The organism is Pedobacter yonginensis (genome assembly GCF_003173595.1).
GTDB classification, from domain to species: Bacteria; Bacteroidota; Bacteroidia; order Sphingobacteriales; family Sphingobacteriaceae; genus Pedobacter; species Pedobacter yonginense.
Map to the genome: position 1 here is coordinate 35,757 of NZ_QGNZ01000005.1, position 26,126 is coordinate 61,882.

At 38.0% G+C, this 26,126-nt stretch carries 20 protein-coding genes; 12 read left to right on the plus strand and 8 right to left on the minus strand.

Features of this window, described 5'->3' with window-relative positions; all coding sequences use genetic code 11:
* Positions 1 to 661 precede the first annotated feature (661 nt).
* The 3 genes from smc to DHW03_RS18170 all read left to right on the plus strand — a co-directional run bounded on the left by smc (position 662) and on the right by DHW03_RS18170 (position 6,520).
* Complete coding sequence (smc, locus tag DHW03_RS18160) at positions 662 to 4,201, plus strand: chromosome segregation protein SMC (protein WP_109927278.1); 3,540 nt, start codon at positions 662 to 664, stop codon at positions 4,199 to 4,201.
* A 113-nt stretch (positions 4,202 to 4,314) separates the two neighbouring features.
* Positions 4,315 to 5,763 (plus strand): M28 family peptidase, encoded by a 1,449-nt coding sequence (locus DHW03_RS18165; RefSeq protein ID WP_109927279.1) that lies wholly within the window; start codon positions 4,315 to 4,317, stop codon positions 5,761 to 5,763.
* Positions 5,764 to 5,908: 145 nt separating this feature from the next.
* Positions 5,909 to 6,520, plus strand: coding sequence for a hypothetical protein (locus DHW03_RS18170; protein WP_109927280.1), 612 nt, complete (start codon positions 5,909 to 5,911; stop codon positions 6,518 to 6,520).
* A 36-nt stretch (positions 6,521 to 6,556) separates the two neighbouring features.
* Here the strand turns inward: DHW03_RS18170 and DHW03_RS18175 are convergent, their stop codons facing one another.
* Positions 6,557 to 6,985: a CBS domain-containing protein gene (locus tag DHW03_RS18175; RefSeq protein WP_109927281.1), complete on the minus strand. Its 429-nt coding sequence runs from the start codon at positions 6,983 to 6,985 to the stop codon at positions 6,557 to 6,559.
* Between the two features lie 384 nt (positions 6,986 to 7,369).
* On the opposite strand from DHW03_RS18175, the gene ahcY reads away from it, so the two are divergent.
* Together ahcY and DHW03_RS18185 are read left to right on the plus strand one after the other, a co-directional pair.
* Positions 7,370 to 8,686: an adenosylhomocysteinase gene (gene ahcY / locus DHW03_RS18180; RefSeq protein WP_109927282.1), complete on the plus strand. Its 1,317-nt coding sequence runs from the start codon at positions 7,370 to 7,372 to the stop codon at positions 8,684 to 8,686.
* Positions 8,687 to 8,838: 152 nt separating this feature from the next.
* Positions 8,839 to 9,816 (plus strand): M28 family peptidase, encoded by a 978-nt coding sequence (locus DHW03_RS18185; protein ID WP_109927283.1) that lies wholly within the window; start codon positions 8,839 to 8,841, stop codon positions 9,814 to 9,816.
* A 21-nt stretch (positions 9,817 to 9,837) separates the two neighbouring features.
* Here DHW03_RS18185 and rsmG read toward each other — a convergent pair whose 3' ends face one another.
* Both rsmG and DHW03_RS18195 read right to left on the minus strand, forming a co-directional pair.
* Positions 9,838 to 10,473 (minus strand): 16S rRNA (guanine(527)-N(7))-methyltransferase RsmG, encoded by a 636-nt coding sequence (gene rsmG / locus DHW03_RS18190; protein ID WP_109927284.1) that lies wholly within the window; start codon positions 10,471 to 10,473, stop codon positions 9,838 to 9,840.
* Positions 10,474 to 10,500: 27 nt separating this feature from the next.
* Complete coding sequence (locus DHW03_RS18195) at positions 10,501 to 11,628, minus strand: glycosyltransferase (protein WP_240618572.1); 1,128 nt, start codon at positions 11,626 to 11,628, stop codon at positions 10,501 to 10,503.
* A gap of 199 nt (positions 11,629 to 11,827) precedes the next feature.
* Between DHW03_RS18195 and tgt the strand changes: the two genes are divergently transcribed.
* The 5 genes from tgt (at position 11,828) to DHW03_RS18220 (ending at position 19,345) form a co-directional block, all read left to right on the plus strand.
* The gene (gene tgt / locus DHW03_RS18200; protein WP_109927285.1) at positions 11,828 to 12,958 is read left to right on the plus strand and encodes a tRNA guanosine(34) transglycosylase Tgt; all 1,131 of its coding nucleotides are present in this window, start codon (positions 11,828 to 11,830) and stop codon (positions 12,956 to 12,958) included.
* Position 12,959: 1 nt separating this feature from the next.
* Positions 12,960 to 14,063: an LptF/LptG family permease gene (locus tag DHW03_RS18205; protein WP_109927286.1), complete on the plus strand. Its 1,104-nt coding sequence runs from the start codon at positions 12,960 to 12,962 to the stop codon at positions 14,061 to 14,063.
* Positions 14,063 to 14,941 (plus strand): DMT family transporter, encoded by an 879-nt coding sequence (locus DHW03_RS18210; protein ID WP_109927287.1) that lies wholly within the window; start codon positions 14,063 to 14,065, stop codon positions 14,939 to 14,941. Before DHW03_RS18205 ends, DHW03_RS18210 begins: the two co-directional genes overlap by 1 nt.
* Positions 14,942 to 16,257: 1,316 nt before the next feature.
* Positions 16,258 to 19,062 carry a hypothetical protein gene (locus DHW03_RS18215; protein ID WP_109927288.1) on the plus strand — a complete coding sequence of 935 codons (2,805 nt, stop codon included), beginning with the start codon at positions 16,258 to 16,260 and terminating at the stop codon, positions 19,060 to 19,062.
* 4 nt (positions 19,063 to 19,066) lie between these two features.
* Positions 19,067 to 19,345, plus strand: coding sequence for a lipopolysaccharide assembly protein LapA domain-containing protein (locus DHW03_RS18220; RefSeq protein ID WP_109927289.1), 279 nt, complete (start codon positions 19,067 to 19,069; stop codon positions 19,343 to 19,345).
* A gap of 216 nt (positions 19,346 to 19,561) precedes the next feature.
* Here the strand turns inward: DHW03_RS18220 and DHW03_RS18225 are convergent, their stop codons facing one another.
* The 5 genes from DHW03_RS18225 to ispE form a co-directional block, all read right to left on the minus strand.
* Entirely contained in the window at positions 19,562 to 19,858 is a 297-nt protein-coding gene (locus DHW03_RS18225; protein WP_109927290.1) for a hypothetical protein, read from the minus strand.
* Between the two features lie 407 nt (positions 19,859 to 20,265).
* A complete protein-coding gene (locus DHW03_RS18230; RefSeq protein ID WP_109927291.1) occupies positions 20,266 to 20,988 on the minus strand; it encodes a pirin family protein in 723 nt (240 codons plus the stop codon).
* Positions 20,989 to 21,178: 190 nt separating this feature from the next.
* Positions 21,179 to 22,345, minus strand: a complete 1,167-nt coding sequence (locus tag DHW03_RS18235) for a trans-sulfuration enzyme family protein (protein ID WP_109927387.1) — start codon at positions 22,343 to 22,345, stop codon at positions 21,179 to 21,181.
* Positions 22,346 to 22,702: 357 nt separating this feature from the next.
* Entirely contained in the window at positions 22,703 to 23,125 is a 423-nt protein-coding gene (locus DHW03_RS18245) for an OsmC family protein (protein ID WP_109927293.1), read from the minus strand.
* 84 nt (positions 23,126 to 23,209) lie between these two features.
* Positions 23,210 to 24,013, minus strand: coding sequence for a 4-(cytidine 5'-diphospho)-2-C-methyl-D-erythritol kinase (gene ispE, locus DHW03_RS18250; RefSeq protein WP_109927294.1), 804 nt, complete (start codon positions 24,011 to 24,013; stop codon positions 23,210 to 23,212).
* A 257-nt stretch (positions 24,014 to 24,270) separates the two neighbouring features.
* Here ispE and DHW03_RS18255 point away from each other — a divergent pair, with 257 nt between their 5' ends.
* Both DHW03_RS18255 and DHW03_RS18260 read left to right on the plus strand, forming a co-directional pair.
* Positions 24,271 to 25,065 carry a thymidylate synthase gene (locus tag DHW03_RS18255; protein WP_109927295.1) on the plus strand — a complete coding sequence of 265 codons (795 nt, stop codon included), beginning with the start codon at positions 24,271 to 24,273 and terminating at the stop codon, positions 25,063 to 25,065.
* 121 nt (positions 25,066 to 25,186) lie between these two features.
* Entirely contained in the window at positions 25,187 to 25,699 is a 513-nt protein-coding gene (locus DHW03_RS18260) for a dihydrofolate reductase (protein ID WP_165825464.1), read from the plus strand.
* Positions 25,700 to 26,126: the final 427 nt, after the last annotated feature.

Sequence of the window (26,126 nt, forward strand, 5' to 3'; positions counted from 1 at the left end):
TCGAAAGGACGATCCTTTGATACGCTAGAAAGAACGCATCGGCAATCCGTCCTCTCGACTGGAGCGCAGCGGAACGGAAAGATCTTTGAAATGCGAACAGAAACCTACTATTAGTCAGATTCGTAATCCCGACTTGTTATACTAGAAATTTCAATCCCTAATGGTTTGTACGAGATCACAAATCTAGCCCAGATTGGTATTACATGCACAAACCCTTGTTAATAAACCGTATTGAAGCGGTATCCCCCGATTTTTCTATCGGGGATTTAGCGGAAAGACGGGCAGCAGGCCGCCAAGCCCAGCTAACCGTACCTTTCCAAATTAAATAACGTAAGTTCCGGATTACAAAAAAATCTAATAGAAACAAACACCTTGAAATCAATTCAAGAAAACAACGCGTCGTTCCCATATCACATAATCCTTCCATCATGCTCAATTTATTTCAGCATCTTAATGGATCTTAATTTGCTTTGGTCTTCCCCTTAAACCGAGCTCGGGTTAAATATCTACTTCCAAACAAGTGCCTCCGCCTATATTTATTACATGGCATTCATCAACCCAAGCAAAGCGAAAGAATCAATATCCCTTTTACCTAAAACATACGTTTGAAAAACCACAAAATAATCCTTAATATTGGTTTCGGTTCGCCCGATAAAAAACCATGCAACTTACTCGATTAGACATTAAAGGATTCAAGAGCTTTGGCGACAAGGTAACCATCAATTTTAATGAGGGTGTTACGGCCATTGTTGGACCGAACGGTTGTGGAAAATCGAACGTTATAGATGCCATGCGATGGGTTTTGGGCGAGCAAAGTACAAAGGCCCTCCGCTCTGAAAAGATGGAAAACATCATCTTTAATGGCACCAAGAACAGAAAACAAGCCCAACTTGCAGAGGTTTCTTTAAGTTTCGACAACACAAAAAACATACTTCCAACGGCGTATTCGCAGGTTACGGTTACACGCAAGTTGTACAGGAATGGCGACAGTGAATACCGCCTTAACGATGTTCAATGCCGGTTAAAAGACATCACCGATTTATTTCTTGATACAGGCATAGGCTCCGATAGTTATTCGATTATTGAGCTGAAAATGGTGGATGAAATCATTACCAATAAAGAGCATAGCCGTAGATCGTTATTTGAAGAAGCATCCGGGATTTCAAAATATAAACTCCGCAAAAAACAAACTTTCAATAAGCTAAAAGATACCGAAACCGACCTAGAGCGCGTTGAAGATTTACTCTTTGAAATTGAGAAAAATTTAAAAACCCTTGAAAATCAAGCTAGAAAGGCTGAAAGGTATTATAAATTAAAAGAACAATACCGAGAATTGAGCGTTCAATTGGCCACCCACAGAATTGCCTTTTTCCGAACCGATTTAAGTGCCCTCGAAACGGAAGAACAAAAACAGCAGTTGAATAGAACGGAACTAAGCACAAAGATTGACTCCCAAGAAGCTGATTTACAAAAACTTAAACTAGAGAGCATTAATCAAGAAAAAAATCTTTCTGTACAACAAAAGGCCACTAACGAATTTGTTTCTAAAATTCGCGCATATGAAAGTGAAAAGAAAGTTAAAAACGAGCAGATGCGTTTTTTACAGGAGAAGGAAACACGACTTTCTGGCGAGCTTGAAAAAGATAGAAACCAGCTTAACCACATCAAATACAACATTAAGCGCTTAAACGAAGAAGTTTTAACAGAAACTGAAGTTTTCAATCGTTTAGAGTCGGATTTAAAATCGCTTAAAACTGCGCTTGATACCTTAAGAGAGCAGCAACAAACCGAAAAAAACCGAACAGATAATTTAATAAAATCAGTCAACGACTTACAAAATCAAGTTTATCAAGCACAAAAGGAGATTGATATTTTAAACATCCAAAAAGATGCGCTGGTGCAGGAAAGCAATAGAAACGTTGATGATACCGAAACCAAAACGCTAGAACTTAAAGCATTTGACCATGCTTTGGCAGAATTGGATATTCAGCTTAGAGAAAAACAAACCCACATTAAGCAACTTACTGAAGCTGAATCGGTTTTAAAAGAAAAGTTAGCCCAATCCGAATTAAATTTAAGTACCAACAAAGAAAAGCTTACGGTAGAAAATCGCAAAAAAGATGCGAAGCAAAACGAGTACAACCTTACAAAATCGCTTGTTGATAGCTTGGAAGGCTTTCCAGAATCCATTCGTTTTCTTAAGAAGCACAGTTCTTTTCCAAAAAGTGCCTTACTCCTATCTGATATTTTGTTTTGTAATGAAGATTATCGTATTGCCATAGAAAATTATCTAGAGCCAGTGATGAATCATTACGTGGTTGATGAATATGCAGATGCCGTTCTTGCCATAAATTTGTTAACAGATGCAAGCAGAGGACGAGCTAATTTCTTTATTTTAGAAAATGTTCCAGATAAAAACTTTACTCAAAGTCCGCAAGATGGCTTGGTATCAGCTTTATCGGTTATTGAAGTAGATAAAAAATATCAAAACCTATGCAACCTACTGCTTCAAAACGTTTACATCGCCATTAACGAACAAGAACACTTATTTAAAGAAACGCCAACCGATGGTTTAACCATTTTGGCCAAAAACGGAAAATATGCGCAAACCAAATTCACCTTAGCAGGTGGTTCAGTGGGTTTATTTGAAGGTAAAAGAATTGGGCGTGCGAAAAATTTGGAGAATCTAGCGAAAGAAATTAAAGCATCAGAAGCACTCATTAATCAATACAATACGGCCATAACAACGGAAACCGATCAAATTTTTAATCTGAAAGAAGCATCTAAAATCAATCAGATTAACACGCTCCAACAAGAATTGAATCGTTTAAATAATGAACACATCTCGGTACAAACTCGTAGAGACCAGTATCACGAGTTTATTACCACCAGCGAAAACAGAAAAGCCGATATTGCACAGAAGATCTTATCCATAGAGAAAGCTTTATCCAAGAAACTCCCAGCATTGGTTTCCATGCAAAAGAACCAACAGGAAGCTCACATCAATTTACAAGAACAACAGCTTAATTATCAAGATATTGCCACACAGGTAAATGATAGTGCAGGCAAATATAATCAAGACAACATTCGCTTTCATCAGCAACAAAACAAACTCGCAAGTCTTGAAAAAGATTTAGATTATCGTTTTGTACAGGAAGAAGCTTTAAACAAAAGAATTACGCAGAACGAAAAGGAACTTCAAGAAGCCTTAACACAAATTACTGATACACTGCAACATACCGATTTAAACGACGATACCCTCCTGGAAATGTACCAACAACGGGAGGAAATGGAAAAAGGTCTGACCGAAGCAGAACAAGCCTATTTTACGAGCAAAGGGACAATTAATGAACTCGAAAATAACTTGAGTAACATTCGCAAAAACAGAGAGGAAACTGATTTCATTTTAACGGAGATCAAAGACAAAAAAAATGCCCTAAAAATTGACTTGAATGCTTTGAAAGAACGTTTAGCGGTAGAATTTAACATTGATATAAACGATTTATTGGATACTGAAACAGAAGTAGAAGCGCTAGAAAGCGAATTCGAACTTCGCCAAAAAGTAGAAAAAATGAAACGGCAGTTGGATGAATTTGGCGCAATAAACTCTATGGCAATGGAAGCATTTCAAGAAATGGAGCAACGGTACACCTTTATTCAAAACCAGAAAAAGGATCTCAACGCTGCTAAAGCCGACCTGTTGCAAACCATTAAAGAAATTGATGATACAGCCAAGGAAAAATTTATGCAAGCCTTTACACAGGCCCGTGAGCATTTTATTGTGGTGTTCCGCTCTCTTTTTAATGAAGAAGACAGTTGCGATTTAATCCTTTCTGATGTGAACAATCCACTTGAAGCTGATATAGATATTGTAGCCAGACCTAAAGGCAAAAGACCGCTGTCCATCAATCAGTTATCAGGCGGGGAGAAAACCTTAACCGCCACTGCCCTATTGTTTTCATTATATCTTTTAAAACCTGCACCATTTTGTATTTTCGATGAGGTTGATGCCCCGTTGGATGATACCAACATTGATAAATTCAATAACATCATCCGCAAATTTTCCGATCAGTCGCAGTTTATTATCGTATCGCACAACAAACGCACTATCGCCAGTACCGATATTATTTATGGTGTAACCATGGTAGAACAAGGCGTATCGAGAGTCGTAGCGGTAGATTTAAGAGAAGTTGCGGCCTAAAAAAGTTATATTTCTTTTTCCCAACTACGTTCAACGGTTGGGCAAAATATACGTTACAGCAGACAAAATCTCCACCTAAATTTGTACTTTCAGCATATAAACCATTCATAAAAATGAAATATTTCTTTTCTGCACTTTTTATTTGCACGGCTTCGTTGGTTAGTGCTCAGGATAAATTTGGTGATGTTTTCAATCAAATTAATACCGATGTTCAACAAAACTCTAAAGCCTACCAAACTCTCAAGTACGAAACCGAAACCATTGGCCACCGTTTAACCGGCTCTCCAAATGGAGCAAAAGCAGAGCAATATGCCTACGATTTATTAAAGTCTTACGGATGTGAGGTTAAGTTTCAGCCCTTTGAAGTAGAAAGCTGGAGCAGAAAAACAATCTTGGTAGAAGTTGGCGCCAATGCGAATAATTTAGCTAAAATGAAGGCCGTTACCTTGGCACATTCCCCTGTTCAGGCAGATGTATCTGGCGAAATTGTAGATGCAGGCAATGGCTTAGAAGCTGACTATCAAGCCAATCCAGAGAAATTCAAAAACAAAATTGCACTTATCTATTTGGGCGTTTTACCAGGATCGCCAGCGGGCACAAAATCACTGCATCGTTCAGAAAAAACAGCTATTGCAACAAAATATGGCGCTAAGGGTGTCATCATCATTAACACCGTAAAAAATGGCGTACTACTAACCGGAACAGCTTCTGTTACAGGTAAATTGATTCCAATTCCAGCGGTATGCATTGGTTTGGAGGATGGCATGGCTTTAAAGGAAAAGCTCAAATCTGAATCTCAAATGGCACACCTAGCCATGACTAATTTTTCGGGGATCATTAAAGCTAGAAATGTGGTGGCAACCTTTAAAGGCACCGACTTGCCAAAAGAGAAAATTGTAGTTGGTGGGCACTTAGACAGCTGGGATTTGGCAACGGGAGCAATAGACAATGGCATAGGTTCTTTCGCCATAATGGATATGGCCAGAAGCTTTAAGAAGCTGAATTTGAAAACGAAAAGAACGGTAGAATTTGTGTTGTTTATGGGTGAAGAACAAGGTTTACTTGGTTCAAAAGCTTACATCGCACAGGCAAGAAAGGATAAAAACCTAAGTCAGGTAAAGTTTATGCTTAATTACGACATGACAAATGACCCAAAAGGTTTTTCTACTTCCAGATCGGAAATGAAGGAGCTATTTACGACCTGGGGTGCCGACATTGTTAAGATTGATACCGGATTTAAAAACTTATTTAATGCAGGCGCTGGCTTACACAGTGATCATCAACCTTTTATGCTTGAAGGCATTCCAACTGGCGGTGGTTTTGGAGGAAAGTTACCCAACAATTCTGGCCCTTTTTATCATTCGGACGGAGATTCATTCAAGCTGGTAGATGAACAAGAGCTCAAAAATACCGTGCGCTACAGCGCCATGCTTACGTTCGCATTAGCGAATACAGCTACCATACCCGTTGGTGTGCAAGGCGAAGAAGAATTGAGGGCTTTCTTAGAATCTCAAAACTTAAAAGAGCCACTTTCAATTGCTGGAGAATGGCGGTGGAAATAGAAACTTAACCCTTGTAGGAATATAACCTATAATAAAATATAGGTTATGTTGACTATAATCAAAAAATTGACAAAAATCTTCAAAATCCGTAGTATTACGAATACAAAATATAGAAATATCTCAAATTTAACATTAGCTTTGTTAAATGAAAGCGATACTATATATCTTGACAATTATTGTAACGGGGTTTAACTACTCGGTTTTGGCTCAAAGCGTTAGCCCGATTAGCATCGCTCAAGTAAATGGTACTGAGGCCATTGCCAAATTGCGAGAGGCGAGATTTACTTTCAATAAAGCTTCCATGAGCAGCAGAAAAACAAATTTGAGCAGTCTTCCTCAGTCTGAATACATTTTTGATAAGCCAGGGATGCACGCCGTATCGTTTGAAGGGGTGAAATTTGTATTGAAAGATCAGAAGGTGGTTTCAATTAATGGAATGACGGCATCTGATGAAGTATTGGCTGTCATTACTGAAAAGCTATTGACGTTGGATAGACTTCAATATTTTTATAGTGAAAAATCTAATCAAGAATATTTAAATGCTGTAAAAAGCAATTCGTATATTTTTCACGCAGATAGATTGTTTTTTGCTGCATTAAAAATTTTAGGTACAACTGTTAAAGATATTGCTGCAATAGCAAAACCAGAAATATCAACAACACAACTTGCACTTGGCATTGCAAAATTGCCTAAACCAAATATCGATCAAACCATCATGCTCAAAGATTTTCAAAACAACAGCATTATCGCAAAGTAAGCTATTCGTTTAACACATTCTTTATATAACGAAGCGTTATCCACTAATATAGCTTTCCAACTGAGAAATTGTTTGTTTTTGATCTGCGATGATAAATTTCACCACATCGCCAATAGAAACCATTCCTTTAACTTCACCGTTCTCTACAATTGGTAAGTGTCTAATGTGTTTATCTGTCATCAATTCCATGCAATAATCAATCGTATCACCAAAGCGGACGGCAATTGGGTTTGGCGTCATTACCTCTCTGATGAGTGTATTTTGTGATGATTTACCTTGAAGTATAATTTTTCTGGCATAATCTCGCTCGGTAAAAATACCCGATAGCTGATTGTTTTCCATCACCAAAACTGCGCTGATGTTTTTTTCTGTCATAACTTTCAAGGCATCTAGTACAGAAATATTTTCTGAAACAGAGATTATTCTGGCTTGTTTGGTATCAAGCATGTGTTTTACTGATTTCATAAACGTTCGATTTGGTTATAACAATTTAAGAAATAAATAACTGGAAATCAAAGTTTTGTTTGAAAATTAACAAGGCATTGTTTTGTTTTCATGATCCGATTTCACTCAAAATGCACCAAGGCTGAGCCGATAGGTTGAATATTACCGTAAAAACCGTATATTTGCACTGTTCCTGAAAGCTTCCACTTTTCAGAAACACTAAAGCCTTTCAGCAATGAGAGGTTTTTTTATGCCCTATACTTTTATTAAGGCAGCTGATCATCTCTTCTTGACAAAAATCATTAAACCATTATTTTACAATTCGCAAACGAGCCCGCCCGCTTAATTATTTGGCTTTCACAAAGCTATGCTGTAACTTTACATCACATTTAAAAACAAATAATTATGTCATCAGTAGAGACAACTTACATCCCTTACAAAGTTAAGGACATTTCACTGGCAGAATGGGGCCGTAAAGAAATCGAATTAGCCGAAGCAGAAATGCCAGGTTTAATGAGTTTACGCAAAGAATTCGGTCCATCGCAACCGTTAAAAGGTGCTCGTATTGCAGGATGTCTGCATATGACCATCCAAACGGCTGTTTTAATCGAAACATTGACGGCTTTAGGGGCAGAAGTGACCTGGTCTTCATGTAATATTTTCTCCACTCAAGACCATGCTGCTGCTGCAATTGCTGCTGCTGGTATCCAGGTTTACGCTTGGAAAGGTTTAAATGAGGAAGAATTTGATTGGTGTATTGAGCAAACTTTGCACTTTGGACCAGATCAACAACCATTAAACATGATTTTAGATGATGGTGGTGATTTAACCAACATGGTTTTTGATAAATACCCAGAATTAATCGCTGCGATTAAAGGTTTATCAGAAGAAACCACAACAGGTGTACACCGTTTATATGAAAGAATGAAAAACGGAACATTGCACGTTCCAGCAATTAACGTTAACGATTCAGTTACTAAGTCGAAATTCGATAATAAATACGGATGTCGCGAATCATTAGTAGATGCAATTCGTCGCGCTACCGATGTAATGATGGCTGGTAAAGTTGCCGTAGTTTGCGGATATGGTGATGTGGGTAAAGGATCCGCAGAATCTTTAAGTTCGCAAGGTGTACGGGTAATTGTAACTGAAATTGATCCAATTTGTGCTTTACAGGCCGCTATGGAAGGTTACGAAGTTAAAAAATTAGCTACTGCAATTAAAGAAGCTGATATTGTAGTAACCACTACAGGTAACTGTGACATCGTTCGCGAAGAACACTTCAGAGCATTAAAAGACAAAGCCATTGTTTGTAACATCGGTCACTTCGATAATGAAATTGATATGGCTTGGTTAAATAGCAATTACGGCGATACCAAAGTGGAAATTAAACCTCAGGTAGATAAATATACCATCGAAGGTAAAGATGTAATCATCTTAGCTGAAGGACGTTTGGTTAACTTAGGTTGTGCAACAGGTCACCCAAGTTTTGTAATGAGCGCATCGTTCACCAACCAAACTTTGGCTCAATTAGAGCTTTGGACAAACACAGCTGCTTACGAAAACAAAGTTTATACTTTGCCTAAGCATTTAGATGAAAAAGTTGCTCGTTTACACTTAGAAAAAATTGGTGTAGAATTAGATGTATTGGATCAGCACCAAGCAGATTATATCGGCGTGGCTGTAGAAGGTCCTTTTAAAGCAGATACTTACAGATATTAATATAAATCAGATTAAATCTGAAGAATGGTAAAAGGGATGTGCGATAAGCGCATCCCTTTTCTTGTTATGTACTCTTCATCAACTATAATTCTTTAAAAAAGCAAAAATCAACTCCCGATAATTAATATCTTTAGCATTCAATCCCATTAAAAATGAAAATATTATATTTCTTACCATTAGCGATGATGCTAAGTTGCTGTTCATCAGTAAAAAACCAAAATACCACAGCATCTGGCAAATTAGATCCGCAGCTATTGAAAGATGTAGAAGTCTTATCATCAGACGCTTACCAAGGTAGAAAAACCGGAACCAAAGGGGCTGAAATGGCGAGGGCATATATTATTCAAAGGTTTCAAAAATTGGGATTAAAATCATATCCTCAACATGTAAATTACGCACAGGATTTCAAGTTCAAATCGAGAGGTGCCGACATTAATGGAACAAACCTAATTGGCTATATTCCTGGCAAAGGCAATAATGTTATCGTGGTTTCGGCACATTATGATCACATTGGCGTAATTAAAGATGAAGTTTATAATGGTGCCGACGATAACGCTTCAGGCACGGCAGGCCTTTTAAAAATTGCCGCTTACTTCGCCAAAAACAAGCCCAATAATACCATTATTTTTGCTTCCTTTGATGCTGAAGAAATTGGCTTACAAGGTGCAAAAGCCTTTGTTGCAAATCCACCAGTGCCCATTAATACCATTGCCATTGATTTGAATATGGATATGATAAGCCATAGCGACAAAGCTGAACTGTATGTTTGCGGAACATTCAAATATCCTGATTTGAAAAAATACGTGGTGAATAATAACCCGAATATCAAGGTTGCTTTAGGACATGATGATCCAAAACTGGGCCATGACGATTGGACAAACCAGAGCGACCAGGGTGCTTTTAATGCGAAAAACATTCCCTTTTTATACTTCGGAGTGGAAGACCACAAAGACTATCATAAAGCTACAGATGAATACAGCACCATTAATAAACCCTTTTTTAATGATGCTGCCAATGCAGTTTTGGAGGTTGTTAAAAATTTAGATCAACAAACGGGTTTACAAAAAACCTTGAAGGATAAAATGATTATGAATGACTCCAAAAAATCTGATGCAAACCAAAAATTATAAATCTAGCGGTAGATCACTAAACTACTGCGGTACGTAAACCACATACTTGGTTTCAAAGAAATCTTCCTCAAAATAAGCTGAAAGTGGATAAAGTTCTGCTTTCAGTTTTGATTCTTTAATTTCCTCTTCTAAATCGCCACCTTTTAAATACAGAATCCCATTCGGAATGGCGTTTAAGGCATCTTTTTTAAATTTTCCTTGAATCCAAGGGTAAAATTCGCCTAAACGTGTAACCGCTCTGGAAACAATAAAATTGAATTTATCTTTAATTTGTTCAGCGCGCAAATGCTCTGCTTTTAAATTCTCTAAACCTAATGCCGAGGCTACTTCCTTCACCACCTTTATTTTCTTGCCGATGGAATCAACCAAGTGGAAATCCGTTTCTGGAAACAAAATGGCCAATGGTATTCCCGGGAATCCACCCCCAGTACCCACATCTAAAACATTTTCGCCTGGTTTAAAAGCACAAACCTTTGCAATCCCTAAAGAGTGTAAAACATGTCTTTCGTAAAGTTCCTCTATATCTTTTCTCGAAATTACATTGATTTGAGCATTCCAAAAACTGTATAAATCAAACAGTTGCGCAAATTGAGCAATCTGCTTTTGGGTTAAATCGGGAAAATATTTTAAAACGATATCGGGCTTAACTTCAAGCATATATGTTGTTTCTTTAAAAATTTCGAATTATTTCCAGTTCACTTTCTTCTTTCCAAACATAGCCAAAAAGCCATTTAAGGTTAAAAAGAAAAACAAAAGTATATCTAATATCGGGAACCACCAACGTAAATCGCTATAGTTTAAGCGTTTCAATAATTTGGGATAGATTAAGCATCGGATGAATATGCTTAAAGCCAATATACCACCGCCCAAATATTGGCACTCCCGGCTAAAAAACATGCAAGCTGCAAAAAACGCATAAAACAAAAATTGAAATATGATTTGGATGCTGAGTATGAACTTGTGTTTGGATTTGTATAGTTTCCCAGCTCCAAAATGACGCTTTTTCTGCCGTAGGTAACCTTTCCAGGTTTTATTGGGTTCGCTCCAAACATGGCTCTCTTTATTTAGCCTCACAAGTACATTATTCCGATTTGCATGTGCATTTACGAATAAATCATCATCACCAGAAGGAATATGCATGTGTGCTGCAAAGCCTTTGTTTTTGAAAAATAAGGATTTTTTGTAGGCCATATTTCGCCCCACACCCATGTATGGCATGCCCTTGAGTGCAAAGGATAGGTAATTAACCGCCGTAAAGAATGTTTCGAAACGGATTAATGCGTTCAGCAATCCGCCTTTTTTAAGATAAGGGGAATAGCCTAGAACAATCTCAATATTTTCATCATCAGGCTGTTGCATATCCAATAACCAATTTTCTGAAGCTGGTGTACAGTCTGCATCGGTAAACACAAGCCACTCATGTTTAGCCGCTTTTATGCCCATGGTTACGGCAAATTTCTTTCCCGCAATAAACTTATCATTATCTAACACCTTAACTATTTTTAAGTGATGGTGTTGCTTTTCCAGATCTTCTAAAAATTCTTCTGTTCCATCCCACGACCGATCATTAACCACAACCACCTCAAAATCAGGATAATTCTGATTCAATACAGTTGGCAAATACTGCTTAAGGTTTTCGATTTCGTTTCTCGCACAGATGATGACACTGATCGGTTTACCCGGCGTGTTCGGCACGTCCTCTACCTTTATACGGGCTAATTTCAGGTGAACAAATAAAACATAATAGAGTTGCACCACCAAGCAAAAAGCTAAAGTGGCGAGCAAACAAATTTCGGGTAGAGTTAAGATCACGATGGTAAAATAAATAGGCGCAAATTTCTCATTTTTAATCTGTAATACCCTTTTATGTTGATAAAAAATTAAACAAAAATATGCCCTCAATTTTTGCTATTTTTGGCAGATTTTTGACGAGAAAATACCTTATTAACCCAACATGAGCAAAATCATGTTAACATCCATCTAAAGGTGGATCATAATACTCAATACATAGATGAAATTTAGTTTACAAGCTAACGATCCGCTTTCCAAAGCCAGAGCAGGAACCATAACAACTGCCCACGGCGAAATCCAAACGCCTATTTTTATGCCTGTTGGCACTGCTGGAACCGTTAAAGCTGTACATCAACGCGAGCTTAAAGAGGATATAGACGCCAAAATTATTCTTGGAAATACATACCATTTATATTTAAGACCAGGGCTGGATATTTTAGAGCGCGCTGGCGGATTGCATAAATTTATTGGCTGGGATAGACCAATTTTAACAGATAGTGGTGGTTACCAAGTGTATTCCTTAAGTAAAGTTCGTAAGATAAAAGAAGAGGGCGTTACTTTTCACTCGCACATAGATGGCTCTAAACACCTGTTTACGCCAGAATATGCGATGGACATTCAGCGCACAATTGGTGCTGATATTATTATGGCCTTTGATGAGTGCACCCCATACCCCTGCGATTATACTTACGCAGCGCAGTCCATTAAGATGACCCATAGATGGTTAAAGCGCTGCTGCACACGTTTCGATACCACCGAACCTAAGTATGGTTTCGATCAAACGCTTTTTCCAATCGTACAAGGCTCTGTTTACAAGGACCTTAGAATGAAATCTGCTGAGTTTATCGCCAGCATGAACCGCGAAGGAAATGCCATTGGTGGTTTGTCTGTTGGAGAACCCGCAGAAGAAATGTACGCCATGACAGAGGTGGTGTGCGACATATTGCCTTACGAAAAACCACGTTACTTAATGGGTGTGGGTACACCAATTAACATTCTGGAAAACATCGCACTCGGCATTGATATGTTTGACTGCGTAATGCCAACCAGAAATGCAAGAAATGGCATGTTATTCACTCGAAATGGCATCATCAACATCCGTAATAAAAAATGGGAAGATGATTTTTCGCCTTTGGATGCAGAGAGTGATTTACATGTAGATTTGGTAACCAGCAAAGCGTATTTAAGACATTTAGTACACAGCAATGAAATGCTTGGCGCACAAATTGCAACACTGCATAATTTACATTTCTACCTTTGGTTGGTTAAACAAGCAAGAGAAAAAATATTAGCTGGCGAGTTTTACGAATGGAAAAACAAAATGGTTAAAGTATTAGGGAACAAACTATAAGATGAACATAATCAAGGGAAACATTAAAATTATAGATCGATACATTATCGGAAAATACTTGGGTACATTTATTTATACTCTGGCTATTTTTGTAATTATTATTGTTGTTTTTGATTTATCAGAAAAACTGGATGACTTTCTAAACAGCGGTTTAAGCTTCTGGGGCATTTTAACCAAGTATTACGCGGGTTCTATTCCCTTTTACGTGAATATGCTTTCCCCCCTAATTAACTTTATCGCGGTGATTTTCTTTACTGCGAAGATGGCCGATCAAACTGAAATCGTACCGATATTAAGTGGTGGTGTAAGTTTTAATCGCTTTTTATTTCCTTACTTAATTTCTGCAACGATCATATTTTCAGCCAATCTCGTTTCCAATTTATACATTCTACCTTATACCAATACCCTTAAAAACAACTTCGAAAACACCTACGTAAAGCGGAACGACCCCTCTACAAAACAGAACATCCACATGAAACTGGATGATAAAACATACATTTTTATAGAGAGTTTTGATAATAAAACGAACTCTGGATACCGCTTTTCATTAGATAATTTTAATGGAGACGTTTTGACTAAAAAAATTGTAGCCGATAACATTAGATGGGATTCATTGAAAAGAAAATGGTCACTATCTAATTATTCCATTCGTAAAATTGATGGCTTAAAAGAATCTATGATTTACGGCAGTGGAAAGCTCAAAGATACTATTTTAGACATGCGCCCTGACGATTTCTCTGCCTACGACAATGTGGTGCAAAACTTAACCACCACTGAACTGGCGGAGAAAATAAGGAAGGAAAGAACGCGTGGCACTGGCATTATGAACGATTTGATGTTTGAGCAATACAAACGCTACTTACACCCGCTATCAGCCTTTGTATTAACCTTAATTGGGGTTGCACTCTCTTCAAGGAAAGTTCGCGGAGGCGTAGGTGTATCGTTAGGAATCGGGATTTTCTTGAGCTTTGCCTACATCGTGTTTAATCAATTTACCCAAATGTTCTCGACAAAAGGTGGATTGCCTCCATTTATCGCGGTGTTGGCACCGACTATTTTCTTTGGTCTTTTAGGTTTGTACCTATTAAAAAGAGCACCAAAATAATGGAAGCAAACAAAAAAAATCTCATCATTCTTCATTTAACTGTTTTAGTTTGGGGCTTTACCGGCGTGTTGGGTAAGGTAATTTCTATTGATGCTGTGCCAATGGTTTGGTATCGAGTATTGATTGCAACCACGACGCTTTTTGCCTATTTTTTGATTACCAAAAAGAACATCAAAATCAGCCAGAAACAGTTTATCCAATTCTTTTTAACAGGTGGAATCGTGGCCATACATTGGATTTTTTTCTTCCATGCCATTAAAGTTTCTACCGTTTCGGTAACCTTAGTTTGCCTATCTTCTTTCACATTATTTACTGCGATATTAGAACCATTAATCAAGAAGCAACCCATTCATCTGGGTGATATTCTGGTTGGTTTAATCATTATTTTCGGCATTTATATGATCTTTAAATTTGAAGGTCAATACACTTTGGGCATCATTTTCGGCCTCCTAGCCGCCTTCGCCGCCAGCCTTTTCTCTACCATAAATTCAACCTTAATCCATAAAAGTGAAGCCTCAATAATCGGATTTTATGAGTTAATTGGCGGTTTATTTTGGATTACTTTGTATCGTTTATACGATGGTTCTTTACTGCGTATGCCTTTTAATTTGAGTACAAATGATTGGATTTTCCTCGCAATTTTAGGCACGTTTTGCACCTCTGTAGCTTACGTTGCGGGGGTATCTGTAATGCGAACTTTATCCGCTTTTCGGGTAGCTTTGGTGACTAATTTAGAGCCTGTTTATGGAATCATTTTGGCCTTCATTTTCTTCGGAAATAAGGAACAAATGACGGGTGGATTTTACATTGGAGCAGCGATAATTCTGACCACAATCTTCGTATATCCGGTGTATAAAAGACGCAAAAACCAACTGTAATTTTCACGGTTCAAACGAGCAAAATTAAAGTCAAAGGCCTTCGATGTAAAGGCTCAATCTGAAGTCAACATCGCCTACAATTTGTGCCTTAAATCTAAAACATCAACACTCTATAAACAGGTTCTTAGGCGTAAGATTTCAATGAATTTTTTAACGTTTTTGATCGCAGAAATTTGTTGCAAATTGCACTTAACCCAAGCCTTGCATACACCTAAAAATTCAAATCTCTAACTTTCCATCTCATCAAAATTCGGATAAAAATCTAGCCTTTTGCAAGGCATAAATGAACCAATTTTAGGCGAATATCAAGCTTCAAATGAGCTCAAAAGAATCTAAAAACAGGAACTCACAAAAAATCAGCGCTACATTATAGGAGCAAGCAAAAACAAGATAAATCCGCCTCAAAACACAATTCAAAGCACATTTTAGCCCCATCACAGAATTTTGGGAAATCATAGCCGTCAAACAGGTTCTGAGCAAAATAACGGCAAGAAATTGCATTATCTACTGAAAATACGCCCTAAAAATGCCCTTTGCAATGTAATAATATATACCGAATCCCTAATTTTTTTTAAGTTTTCGACTTAAATAACGCCGTATAAATCATTAAAACTTCGGGAATTTACCCACGAGATAAGGCATGAATATCGACCAAAATTTCAAAATTGATCATGTTTACCGAAGTTGATATGCAATGAAATATGAGCAGAATTGCGAAGATAGGGGCATATAGTTTCAGAATAAATAATTAAAAAAAAAGCGCCAATATGACAGTTATCCAATCTGCTTGATTTTAGAATTTCAAATTCCACGCAATACAAAATCCTAAAATGGAAATGTGTTTTCTGCAAATTTCAGCATCCAAAACGCAAAACAAAATGGTGCAAACTCGTTAAAAATTGAGGTGATTTATTCATCCAATTCGCATTCCAAAATGCCTCAAAATTATAGGATAATTCCAGCCAAATTTCATCAAAACGGGTTATTATCCCTTGTCAATTACTAAGGTAATTTGGCTTGGCAAACGCAACATTCTGCATACAACATTCAAAATTGGAGTGAAAATATTCCAAGAAAATCAATTAATAAGTGTACATTAAAGCCGTATTTAAGAAGCACGGAAAACTCGAATTTTTGATCTTAATCGTTCTCTCTTTAAGGCTTTTGAACATCATTAAACGCTCTTTTAATCAATTTATATAAATATTACAAATATCAATAAATCAGATTATTATATATTTCTACATCAATTAAAATTATATATAAATATCTCCCAGCAAATTTTAAAAAACTAAATATTTTAGCAAATCTATTACATGAATCTATTTTTTACATACAAAACTCAGTTTATCAGATACTTAATAATACTTACATTAAGTTTTATTTCACTAAGCGTTTTTGGCCAAATATTCAGTACCGAGCAGAACCCACTTAGTGTAAAATGGAACTATATTAATTCAGGGGGCTTCAAAATCATTTATCCAACGGAACTTGAAAAGGAGGCGCAGAGAATGGCCAATACCCTACCCTACATCTATCCAAAAATTGGCTTGGGTTTGAGGCAACAAAAAACCTCCATTCCACTCGTACTTCAGAACCGCGGCACCATCGCAAATGGCTTCGTACAGCTGGCCCCAAAGAAGTCAGAATTCTACACCACCCCACCTCAATATTTTGACAGCCAAGATTGGCTAAACAACCTAGCTGTGCATGAGCTTAGGCACATTGCTCAGTTTGACAAATTGACAGGAAATCAAAGTCATCCTTTTCCAGAGCTCGTTTACTTTGCCTATTTCGGCGCGGGCATCCCGACTTGGTTTTTTGAAGGTGATGCGGTAGTTAACGAAACGGCTCTGACCTATTCGGGCCGAGGCAGACAGCCCAATTGGATTATGCCTTTTAGAGCTTCTGTTTTGGAGGGCAAAAAATTCTCCTACAGCAAAGCCTATTTCGGATCGAACAAGGACGTAACTCCGGGCTATTACCAAACCGGGTATTTGATGGTTGCCGACATGAAAGAAAAATATGGAAAATTTATTTCAGACAGTTTGCTGGGCGACATCAGAAAACGCCCGATTAGATTGTATCCATTTTCACAAAGCTTAAAGAAATTTACAGGCAAAAACACGAATGACTATTTTCTAAAAACACAACAAAAATTGGAAGATAAATGGAAAGCTCAAGACAAACTTTCGCCTTCAGAAAACTATGAAAGTTTAAATGCAAAAACCGATTTGGCCACCAACTATTTTTTACCAGCAAGACTCAACAAAAACCAAATCTTGGCGCTTAAAGAAAGTAAGCAAAACGCAAGGCATTTCGTCATCATCAATGCCGATCAAACGGAGCAAAGATTGTTTGGAATTGGCTACCAAGAACACCCTTGGTTTAGCCTTAAAAATGAGCTGCTGGTTTGGGATGAGATTCGTTACGACCCAAGGTACAAACAGCGAAGCTACAGTGTAATTTGTTCGTATAATTTTAAGACGAAAAAATTCAAAAGCTTGAGTAGTAAAAGTCGCCTCTTCTCGCCTAGTCTTTCTGGCGACGGAAAAAAATTGGTTGCCGTAAATGTTGATTTGAGCAATCGCTTCAACTTGGTCGAAATCGAAACCGCAACCGGCGAAATTTTAAAAACTCACCCCAACTCAGACAATCAAATTCTTCAAACACCAAGCTTCGATAGTTGGGGCAACAAAATTGCCTACATCAGCGTAAGCGAAAAAGGTAAAAGTTTGTGGTTGCTGGAGGGTGGCAAAAAAACACAACTTATTGCCAACAGCAGGCAGCAATTAACTCGCCCAATTTTTATTGGCTCTAAAATCGCATTTAATGCGCACTACAATGGAATTGACAACATCTGCGACATCGACATAGCCTCAAAAAAAATAAGCGCGCTAAGCGACGCTAAATACGGCGCCTTCAATTTAACCGAAACGCCCGATGGAAAAATGATTTTCAACAATTACAAAATCAATGGTTACGAAATTGCCGAGAAAACAATTAATGAAAAAAGCATAGGAAAAAACGAATTTGTAGATTTTTCATCAGCAGCAGAGCAGCAGGAAAATGCAGGCAATGTTTTCGAAAAAGTTCCCGAAAATAAATTTGAATCGAAACCCTACCGCCAGGGATTAAATCTTTTCAGTGTACACAGTGTAATTCCAGTTATTGATGATGAATATGTTTTCGGATTAGAGCTTCAATCCAATAACCTACTCAACACAATGGATTTTTATACCGGTGCAAAATACCACCGAGATTTGGCAAGATTTGAATATACGGCAGACGTGAGTTATAAGGCACTTTACCCCGTTTTGAGTGTTGCTTATCGGAACCGACCTAAAAGAACCTTCTACAACACCAAAACCGGCGTTAAACAGGGCGATTGGAGAGAGAACTATACCAAGCTCAATGCATCACTTCCAATTTCCATAAATGCCATGAATCATAATTATTCTTTTACGCTGAACGTGGCCACAAGTTTTACCCAACGGTACATGACCCAAAACATGCCGAGCAACTTCATTACCAGCTTAAAATTTCCGATGGAGTATAATTTTACCTTTAACCACAGCGTTCGAACCACCGAACGGGATATTGCACCAAGGTGGGCCCAGGTTTTTAGATTTACTTATGACAACCAACCCTTCGACAAAAACTTAAAGGGCGAAATTTTGGCGCTAGAAAGTTTTCTTTATTTCCCTGGCTTTGCAAAAAACCATTCATTTTTAGCCAGTTTCAATTATCAAAAAGCCAATGGGGTAAACCAATACGCAACCGAAATTGCAACCGTTTATGGCTACAACAACATTTTGGCGAAAAGCAGATTGGAAAATAGTTTGCTGTTTAATTACCGCTTTCCCTTTGCTTTTCCCGATTGGGAAATTGGCTCATTAGCCTACGTACGCAACTTTAGAGGGGGTTTATTTGCGCATTACGAAAACATTGGGGTAGATACAAATATCAGCCAGCCTAAAACCTATGGGATAGAATTAAACAGTAGCTTAAACATTTTGCGCTATCAACCTGTTGTTGATGTGGGCGCAAGACTTGTTTTTGTGAATCAAATTTACAACCAAAACCCGATATTAGAGTTTTCATTTAATTACAGCTTTTAAAACCATGACTACAAAAACGATTTTCATTATCATCCTAACAGCATTGCTAACTATATTTTTAATGGTTAACACTGAGCCAGTTGATTTCAATTTCTTGGTTACCACTGTTGCCGTTTCTAAACTTTTGGTTATCGGTATTTGCATCATCATTGGTTTTATTATTGGTTTTATTGTGGGTCGACCAAGGAAAACGCTAACCAGTTACGATGATGAGATTCAAAAAAACCATCCAGATGCCAATAAAAAAGCATTAAGCGATGAGGATAGAGAATACATCAGTTAGAAATTAAGTTTAGGGCTTAAAAGTGTCTCACAAATCGTCAAATAGATTTGAAAAGCAGAGGCAGCGCTTCGTTTTAAAGCCAGCCGGGCTTTTCGCTAAATCTTTTTTTTGCGATTGGTGCTTACGAAGTTTCAAGGGCTTGCAACAAAAAAAGGATACCGCTGCAATCCCGTTTAGGAGGCTGGGCAATACGAAATAGGAACGTTGGTTCAGCGATTAGCCTAGAGCAGTCATAATCTCACCGTAGAGCAGTCCACTACCACCACCATAATGTTGAATAATTTTCGCATTCGGACATAAAGCCTGTAATTTGTTTCTTAATTGGCTTTCTTCTTCATCTTCAATGCCGTTTCCCAGCAAAATTAAATCAATGTGCTGTGTACTGCAAACAGCAAGCGCCTCATCATCGGTACAAAAACACAAACCTTTCCACTCTGGCCTGGCGTTAAGCAGTCGGTTCATCACTACGGTTATTTCTGGATCTCTTCCTATGTAAAGTATGTTGGTTTGCATGTTATTTTTTTTTGTTTTCGATTCAAGTAGATTAAATTTTTCAGTGCAATTGGCGTTCGGGAAATTTACCTAGGTGTTGTCGTTTGTGTCTTTCCCCTTTTTTTAAACCACAAAAAGAACAAAAGAAAACAAAAGTTTTATGCTCTTGCTCTAGACAACCGTCTCCCAACTTCAGTCCGCTTCACTTTTATTCTTTTTCCCTTTAGTCTCTCCGCTTTGGTCTTCCAGCTTTAGTCTTTCACCTTTAGTCTTTCACCTTTAGTCTTTCCCCTTTAGTCTTTCAACCTTTAGCCTCACTCAGATTAGTTTAACCAAAAGAAGAAATCTTTGAGCATCGCAACCAGCGAGCCCAAAGATTTCCAATCCAGCCGGAATGACGGCAAATTATATCAATCGTTAATATTTAATTAGTTTATTTCCATCGGTACATCCATCAGTAGCACTTCAGCATTTGCTGTATTTGCTTTAAAACTAATGGCATCTGCATCCCAAATCCCTAAACCATCTCTTTTGCTTAGCGTTTGTCCGTTAATGGTTACTTCACCACTAATTACGAAGGCGTAAACACCGTTGCCAGGTTTTTTAATTTTGTACTCCGTTTCAAAACCTTCATCAAATTTTCCTAACGAAAACCAAGCATCTTGTTGAATCCAAACACCAGCATCATCGGCATTTGGCGATAAAATCTGCTGGAAGTTATTGTGCATGGCCTCAACATTGAGGGTTTGTTGATCGTATCTTGGCGTAACATTTTTCTTATTGGGGAACAACCAAATCTGCAATAAATTTAACTGCTCATCAGCAAGCGCATTGTATTCACTGTGGCTAACACCTGTGCCAGCGCTCATCACCTGAATTTCTCCGCTTTTAATCACTGCCGAGTTACCCATGCTATCTTTGTGTGCAATGGCACCAGCCAATGGAATGGTGATGATTTCCATATTATCGTGCGGATGTGTTCCAAAACCCATTCCTCCATCAATCAAGTCATCATTTAAAACCCTCAAAACTCCAAAGTGCATTCTTTCAGGATTGTAATAATTAGCAAAGCTGAATGAGTGGTGAGCGTTTAACCAGCCATGGTTAGCATGGCCTCTGGTGTTTTCTTTGTGCAAAATAAACTGTGACATAAATTTCCTTTCTTGTTTATGATACAAATTTACTGCACGAATCTTAGCCGTGCATTGATGTAGGGTAAGTAATAGCGCATTGAACATTTTTTTGGTTTAATCCTCTGAATTGGGCTCCCAAAATAAAAAAAGTGGAGCGATCACAACGGACGCCCCACTTTATAGCCTTAAAATCTAAGTGAATTGGCTTTTATGCCAAGGCCTGCTCTATGTCGGCTAAAATATCGTTAATATGCTCTAATCCAATAGATAAGCGGATTGAACCCTGCTCTATACCCACAATATTACGCTCAGCTTCGGTGAGCTTGCTATGCGTACTCGTCGCAGGATGGGTTGCAATAGAACGGGTATCGGCCAAATTTGCCGAAATGGAGAACATTTTCAGTCTGTCCATAAATTTACTGGCACCTTCTGCCCCACCCTGAACCACGATTGTTACGATACCACCACCCTGTTTCATTTGCTTTTTGGCTATTTCATACTGTGGATGAGATGGCAGAAATGGATATTTCACCAATTTAATTTTTGGATGGCTTTCTAAATATTCGGCAACCTTTAAAGCGTTTTCGCAGTGGCGATCCATACGAACGGCCAGCGTTTCTAAACTTTTAGATAAAATCCACGCATTAAATGGCGATAACGATGGTCCGCTGTGGCGAGCAAAATTCATCACTTCGGTAATCAAATCTTTTCTACCTAAAATTATACCACCTAAAACACGGCCTTGCCCATCGATGTACTTGGTAGCCGAATGGATGGAGATGTGAGCGCCCAGTGCTAGCGGCTGCTGAAGATATGGAGTTGCAAAACAGTTATCAACCACTAAAAGCTGATTGTGTTTTTTGGCTAGATTGCCTAAAAACGCTAAATCTATAATGTCGATACCCGGGTTTGAGGGTGTTTCAACAAAAATCATTTTTGTATTTGGTTTGATTAAGCCCTCCCAATCTTCGGGTTTATCTAAATCTGCATAATCGAAAGTGACGCCCCATTTAGAAAAAACATTGGTTAGTAATTGGTGTGTAGAGCCAAAAACAGATCGACTTGAAATAATATGATCGCCATTTTTTAAGAACGCCCCGAAAGTTGTAAAAATTGCAGCCATGCCTGTTGCTGTAGCGAAGCCATCTTCAGCACCTTCCAACAAGCACATTTTTTCGATGAATTCTGATGTGTTGGGATTTGAATAACGGCTATATACATTACCTTCCTTTTCGTTCGCAAATAGGGCACGCATTTCCTCCGCATCATCAAATTTATAGCTTGAGGTTAAATACAAGGGCGCAGAGTGCTCTTTATGTAAACTACGTTCTAATTGGGTGCGGATGGCTATGGTTTCAAAATTTTCGGATTTCATTGTTTTGGTTATTGTCATTTAGTAGTGAGACGTGAGTATTGAGATTTTATGGGGTATCAAGGTTTGAGTATCAAGTATCGAGGTTTGAGCATTAAGTATCAAGGCTTTAGTATCGAGATTGGAGTATCAGGTATCGAGGTTTGAGTATCAGGTATCAAGACTTTAGTATCAAGTATCAAGAGTTGGTGATTCATGTTTTTTTATCGAATTTTCAAAAGATGTTATTTTCTGTTACTTGCCACTTTATACTCGCTATTTTACACTTTTTACTGGCTACTTTATACTTTTTACTTGCTACTTTATACTTTTTACTTGCTACTCATCACTCCATACTTGCTACTTTATACTCGCTACTTATTACTCACTACTGTTTATGCTATATGTAAAGTTAATTGTTGCTGAGCGGCCTAGAATGTTTGAAACGGAGCAGTACTTATCGAAAGTCATAGATAGAGCTCGTTCTACTTTTGCAGGGCTTAAATGTCCGTATAAATCGAAGTGGATATTAATTACGTCGAAAATTGGAGGCATTTCTTCTTCCTTTCTTGTGGCGTTAATGGCAATTTTGATATCGGTTAGTGGTTCTTTTTGTTTGCTGAGTACATTCACCATGTCAATACCACTACAGCCACCTAAGCCAATTAAAAGCATTTCCATTGGTCTGAAGCCCTTACCTTCGCCACCAATGGCTTGTTTAGCATCTAATTCTACAGTAAAACCGCTTTCGTTTTCTGCTTCAAAATTAAATTTTCCACTTTTGCGGATTAAATTTATATTCATTTTTTTATTCTTTATCCACTAACTGGTAACAACCATCAAGACCAATTTTACTTTTAGTCTGTTTGCTTTTACCCATCAGCCCTTTTAAATATTATAATAAACTAAGTTGTTTTTTTCCAGTTCGGGCAATTTAACCGTGCTTGGAAAAATTGCAAAAACCGACGAGCCGCTGCCACTCATTAAAGCGAATGTTGCGCCTGCATCGTATAAACTGGTTTTTATTTGATGAATTTGGGGATATTTAGCGAATACCGATGGCTCGAAATCGTTGATAACCTTATTTTTCCATGTTGTTGGCGACAAATGTATGATTTCTTTCAAAGATTGCAAAGGCTTTTGCGGTTTTACAAGTGCGTAAGCATCGGCTGTGCTTACATGTACTGGCGGTTTTACCAAAACTTTGAACCAGCCTGACAAATCAACTCTACATTGTTCAAACTCATCGCCTTTATTATATGCATAAACGGGCGCATTCTGAATGAAGAAAGCACAATCTGCACCAAGTTTGCGTGCATAGGCTTCCATTTGACTTACAGATAAGCCAAGTTCAAATTTATCATTCAACAACTTGATTAGAAAAGCACAATCTGCTGAACCTCCGCCTAAGCCTGCCCCTACAGGTATGTTTTTTAGAAGATTAATTTGTTGTGCGGGAATATTAAAATCTTGTTTAATTAAATGGTAAGCTTTTAAACACAAATTATCTTTTGAGTCGCCAGGGATCTCGATCCCATGAATTTTGCAAGAGGTAAATTCTGCATCTGTAATCTCTACCGAATCTTTAATGTTAATCGGATAAAAAACAGTTTCGAGGTTATGGTAACCATCGTTGCGTTTCTCGGTGATGTTTAAGCCTAAGTTTATTTTCGCGTTTGGAAAAGATAACATACAGATATGAGATATGAGATGTGAGATATGAGATATGAGATATGAGTACTTGGATATGAGATATGAGCGTTTAGAAATGAGCGTTTAGATATTAGCATTTAAACATGAGGTGTGAAACTATAAATGTGGATTTTTTCTCAAAGCCACATACTGATGCAAACATACAAAAGTCGGGCTTGTTTAAAAATCCATTAATGTAGAAAACTAAAAGATTACGGGATTAAGATTTTTTACATATTTGTACATTATCAGATTTTATGAAACAGTATTTAGATTTAATGCAACATGTGCTGGATCACGGCGCACAAAAACATGATCGTACCGGCACAGGAACCATCAGCGTTTTTGGGTATCAAATGCGATTTAATTTGCAAGAGGGTTTTCCGATGGTTACCACTAAAAAATTGCACTTAAAATCGATTATACATGAATTGATCTGGTTTTTAACGGGCGACACCAACATCAAATACCTTAAGGAGAACGGTGTGCGGATTTGGGATGAATGGGCGGATGAGCATGGAAACCTTGGGCCGGTGTATGGTTCTCAATGGAGAAGCTGGCCTACACCTGATGGACAACACATCGACCAGATTACCAATATCATCAATACGATCAAAAACAATCCAGATTCGCGTAGAATTATTGTTTCTGCATGGAATGTTGCAGAAATAGAAAACATGGCCTTACCGCCTTGCCACGCTTTCTTCCAATTTTATGTTGCTGATGGCAAACTAAGTTGCCAATTATACCAACGCAGTGCCGATATTTTCTTGGGCGTTCCTTTCAATATTGCCTCTTATGCGCTATTAACTATGATGGTGGCTCAGGTTTGTGGTTTACAGGCCGGAGATTTTATACACACACTTGGCGATGCACATTTGTACAACAACCACATTGAGCAGGCCCATTTACAATTGAGCAGGGCACCAAAACCGCTTCCAACGATGAAAATCAATCCGGATGTAAAAAGTATTTTTGATTTTAAATTTGAGGATTTCAGTTTAGAAAACTATGAGGCACATCCACATATTAAAGGCGTTGTAGCAGTTTAATTCATTGCCGTACAGGTCATACCTAATTAACGCATTGCTATCGAGGATGTCCAATATCAGGAACTATAATTAGTCGGGTGCCGTACATTACAGCTATTGCAGGATATAAAAAACGAAAGAAATGATTAGTGATCAAAAGAACAAGCCATCAATAGCGATAGCCGTTGCGGTAGGCAAAAACTCCGAAATCGGCAAAAACAATCAGCTTTTATGGCACATGCCTGCCGACCTTAAATACTTTAAGCAAACAACTTCTGGACATACTGTTGTAATGGGGCGCAAAACTTTTGATTCTGTTGGCAGGCCTTTGCCCAACCGCCGGAACATTGTAATTACGAGAGATGCTTCATTGAAAATTGATGGTGTGGAAGTGGTTAATAGTTTAAACGAGGCTTTAAACATTACCCAAAGTGAAGAAAAGCCCGTTTTTATTATTGGTGGTGCCGAAATTTACCACCAAGCACTGCCGAAAACAAATATGCTTTACTTAACCACCATACACGAAACTTTTGACGCAGACACCTTCTTTCCTGTAATTAACCGCAATGAGTGGGATACGGTGAGTTCGGAAACACACCTTGCTGATGAGAAAAACAAATACGACTATACTTTTGAAGTTTTAAAGCGGAAGTAAACTGCTAGCTAGTTTACTGGCTCAGCAATGCCGCAAAATGTTATAAAAATTTGCTTATTACCAAACCGAAATAAAAATTCGGAAATGAACTTTGAGCTTTTCAATTGATACAGCTGCCCACTGTACCTCCAAGTGCTATAAAAAATAGCGACTTTCCGTCCAATCGGGCTTATGATTAAAAGTCTGCAAAAAAAAGAAACCGTAGTTTTGGCTGGGGGCAAACCTGTTTGCTGAGCTTTCAAACAGGGGTTTTTGAAAGCAAAGCCCTTGTACCTAAACCCAATGGAAGCGGTAGCCCGAGCTTTTTCTGCGAGGCTTTAGCGAACAGTGGGGCTGCACGAAGCGAAGAATTACTGCACGCACGTTTTCAAACATAAATCAATACAAGTTACGAAATGAGCAGTGTTCAAAAACCAAGCATCTTAAT

Coding starts and splice junctions, on each gene's coding strand:
- DHW03_RS18210 (WP_109927287.1), top strand. CDS start 14,063: ATGGAAGCAAACAAAAAAAATCTCATCATTCTTCATTTAACTGTTTTA.
- DHW03_RS18205 (WP_109927286.1), top strand. CDS start 12,960: ATGAACATAATCAAGGGAAACATTAAAATTATAGATCGATACATTATC.
- DHW03_RS18215 (WP_109927288.1), top strand. CDS start 16,258: ATGAATCTATTTTTTACATACAAAACTCAGTTTATCAGATACTTAATA.
- DHW03_RS18220 (WP_109927289.1), top strand. CDS start 19,067: ATGACTACAAAAACGATTTTCATTATCATCCTAACAGCATTGCTAACT.
- DHW03_RS18235 (WP_109927387.1), bottom strand. CDS start 22,345: ATGAAATCCGAAAATTTTGAAACCATAGCCATCCGCACCCAATTAGAA.
- DHW03_RS18260 (WP_165825464.1), top strand. CDS start 25,187: ATGATTAGTGATCAAAAGAACAAGCCATCAATAGCGATAGCCGTTGCG.
- DHW03_RS18255 (WP_109927295.1), top strand. CDS start 24,271: ATGAAACAGTATTTAGATTTAATGCAACATGTGCTGGATCACGGCGCA.
- DHW03_RS18245 (WP_109927293.1), bottom strand. CDS start 23,125: ATGAATATAAATTTAATCCGCAAAAGTGGAAAATTTAATTTTGAAGCA.
- ahcY (WP_109927282.1), top strand. CDS start 7,370: ATGTCATCAGTAGAGACAACTTACATCCCTTACAAAGTTAAGGACATT.
- tgt (WP_109927285.1), top strand. CDS start 11,828: ATGAAATTTAGTTTACAAGCTAACGATCCGCTTTCCAAAGCCAGAGCA.
- DHW03_RS18165 (WP_109927279.1), top strand. CDS start 4,315: ATGAAATATTTCTTTTCTGCACTTTTTATTTGCACGGCTTCGTTGGTT.
- DHW03_RS18185 (WP_109927283.1), top strand. CDS start 8,839: ATGAAAATATTATATTTCTTACCATTAGCGATGATGCTAAGTTGCTGT.
- ispE (WP_109927294.1), bottom strand. CDS start 24,013: ATGTTATCTTTTCCAAACGCGAAAATAAACTTAGGCTTAAACATCACC.
- DHW03_RS18225 (WP_109927290.1), bottom strand. CDS start 19,858: ATGCAAACCAACATACTTTACATAGGAAGAGATCCAGAAATAACCGTA.
- smc (WP_109927278.1), top strand. CDS start 662: ATGCAACTTACTCGATTAGACATTAAAGGATTCAAGAGCTTTGGCGAC.
- DHW03_RS18170 (WP_109927280.1), top strand. CDS start 5,909: ATGAAAGCGATACTATATATCTTGACAATTATTGTAACGGGGTTTAAC.
- DHW03_RS18175 (WP_109927281.1), bottom strand. CDS start 6,985: ATGAAATCAGTAAAACACATGCTTGATACCAAACAAGCCAGAATAATC.
- rsmG (WP_109927284.1), bottom strand. CDS start 10,473: ATGCTTGAAGTTAAGCCCGATATCGTTTTAAAATATTTTCCCGATTTA.
- DHW03_RS18230 (WP_109927291.1), bottom strand. CDS start 20,988: ATGTCACAGTTTATTTTGCACAAAGAAAACACCAGAGGCCATGCTAAC.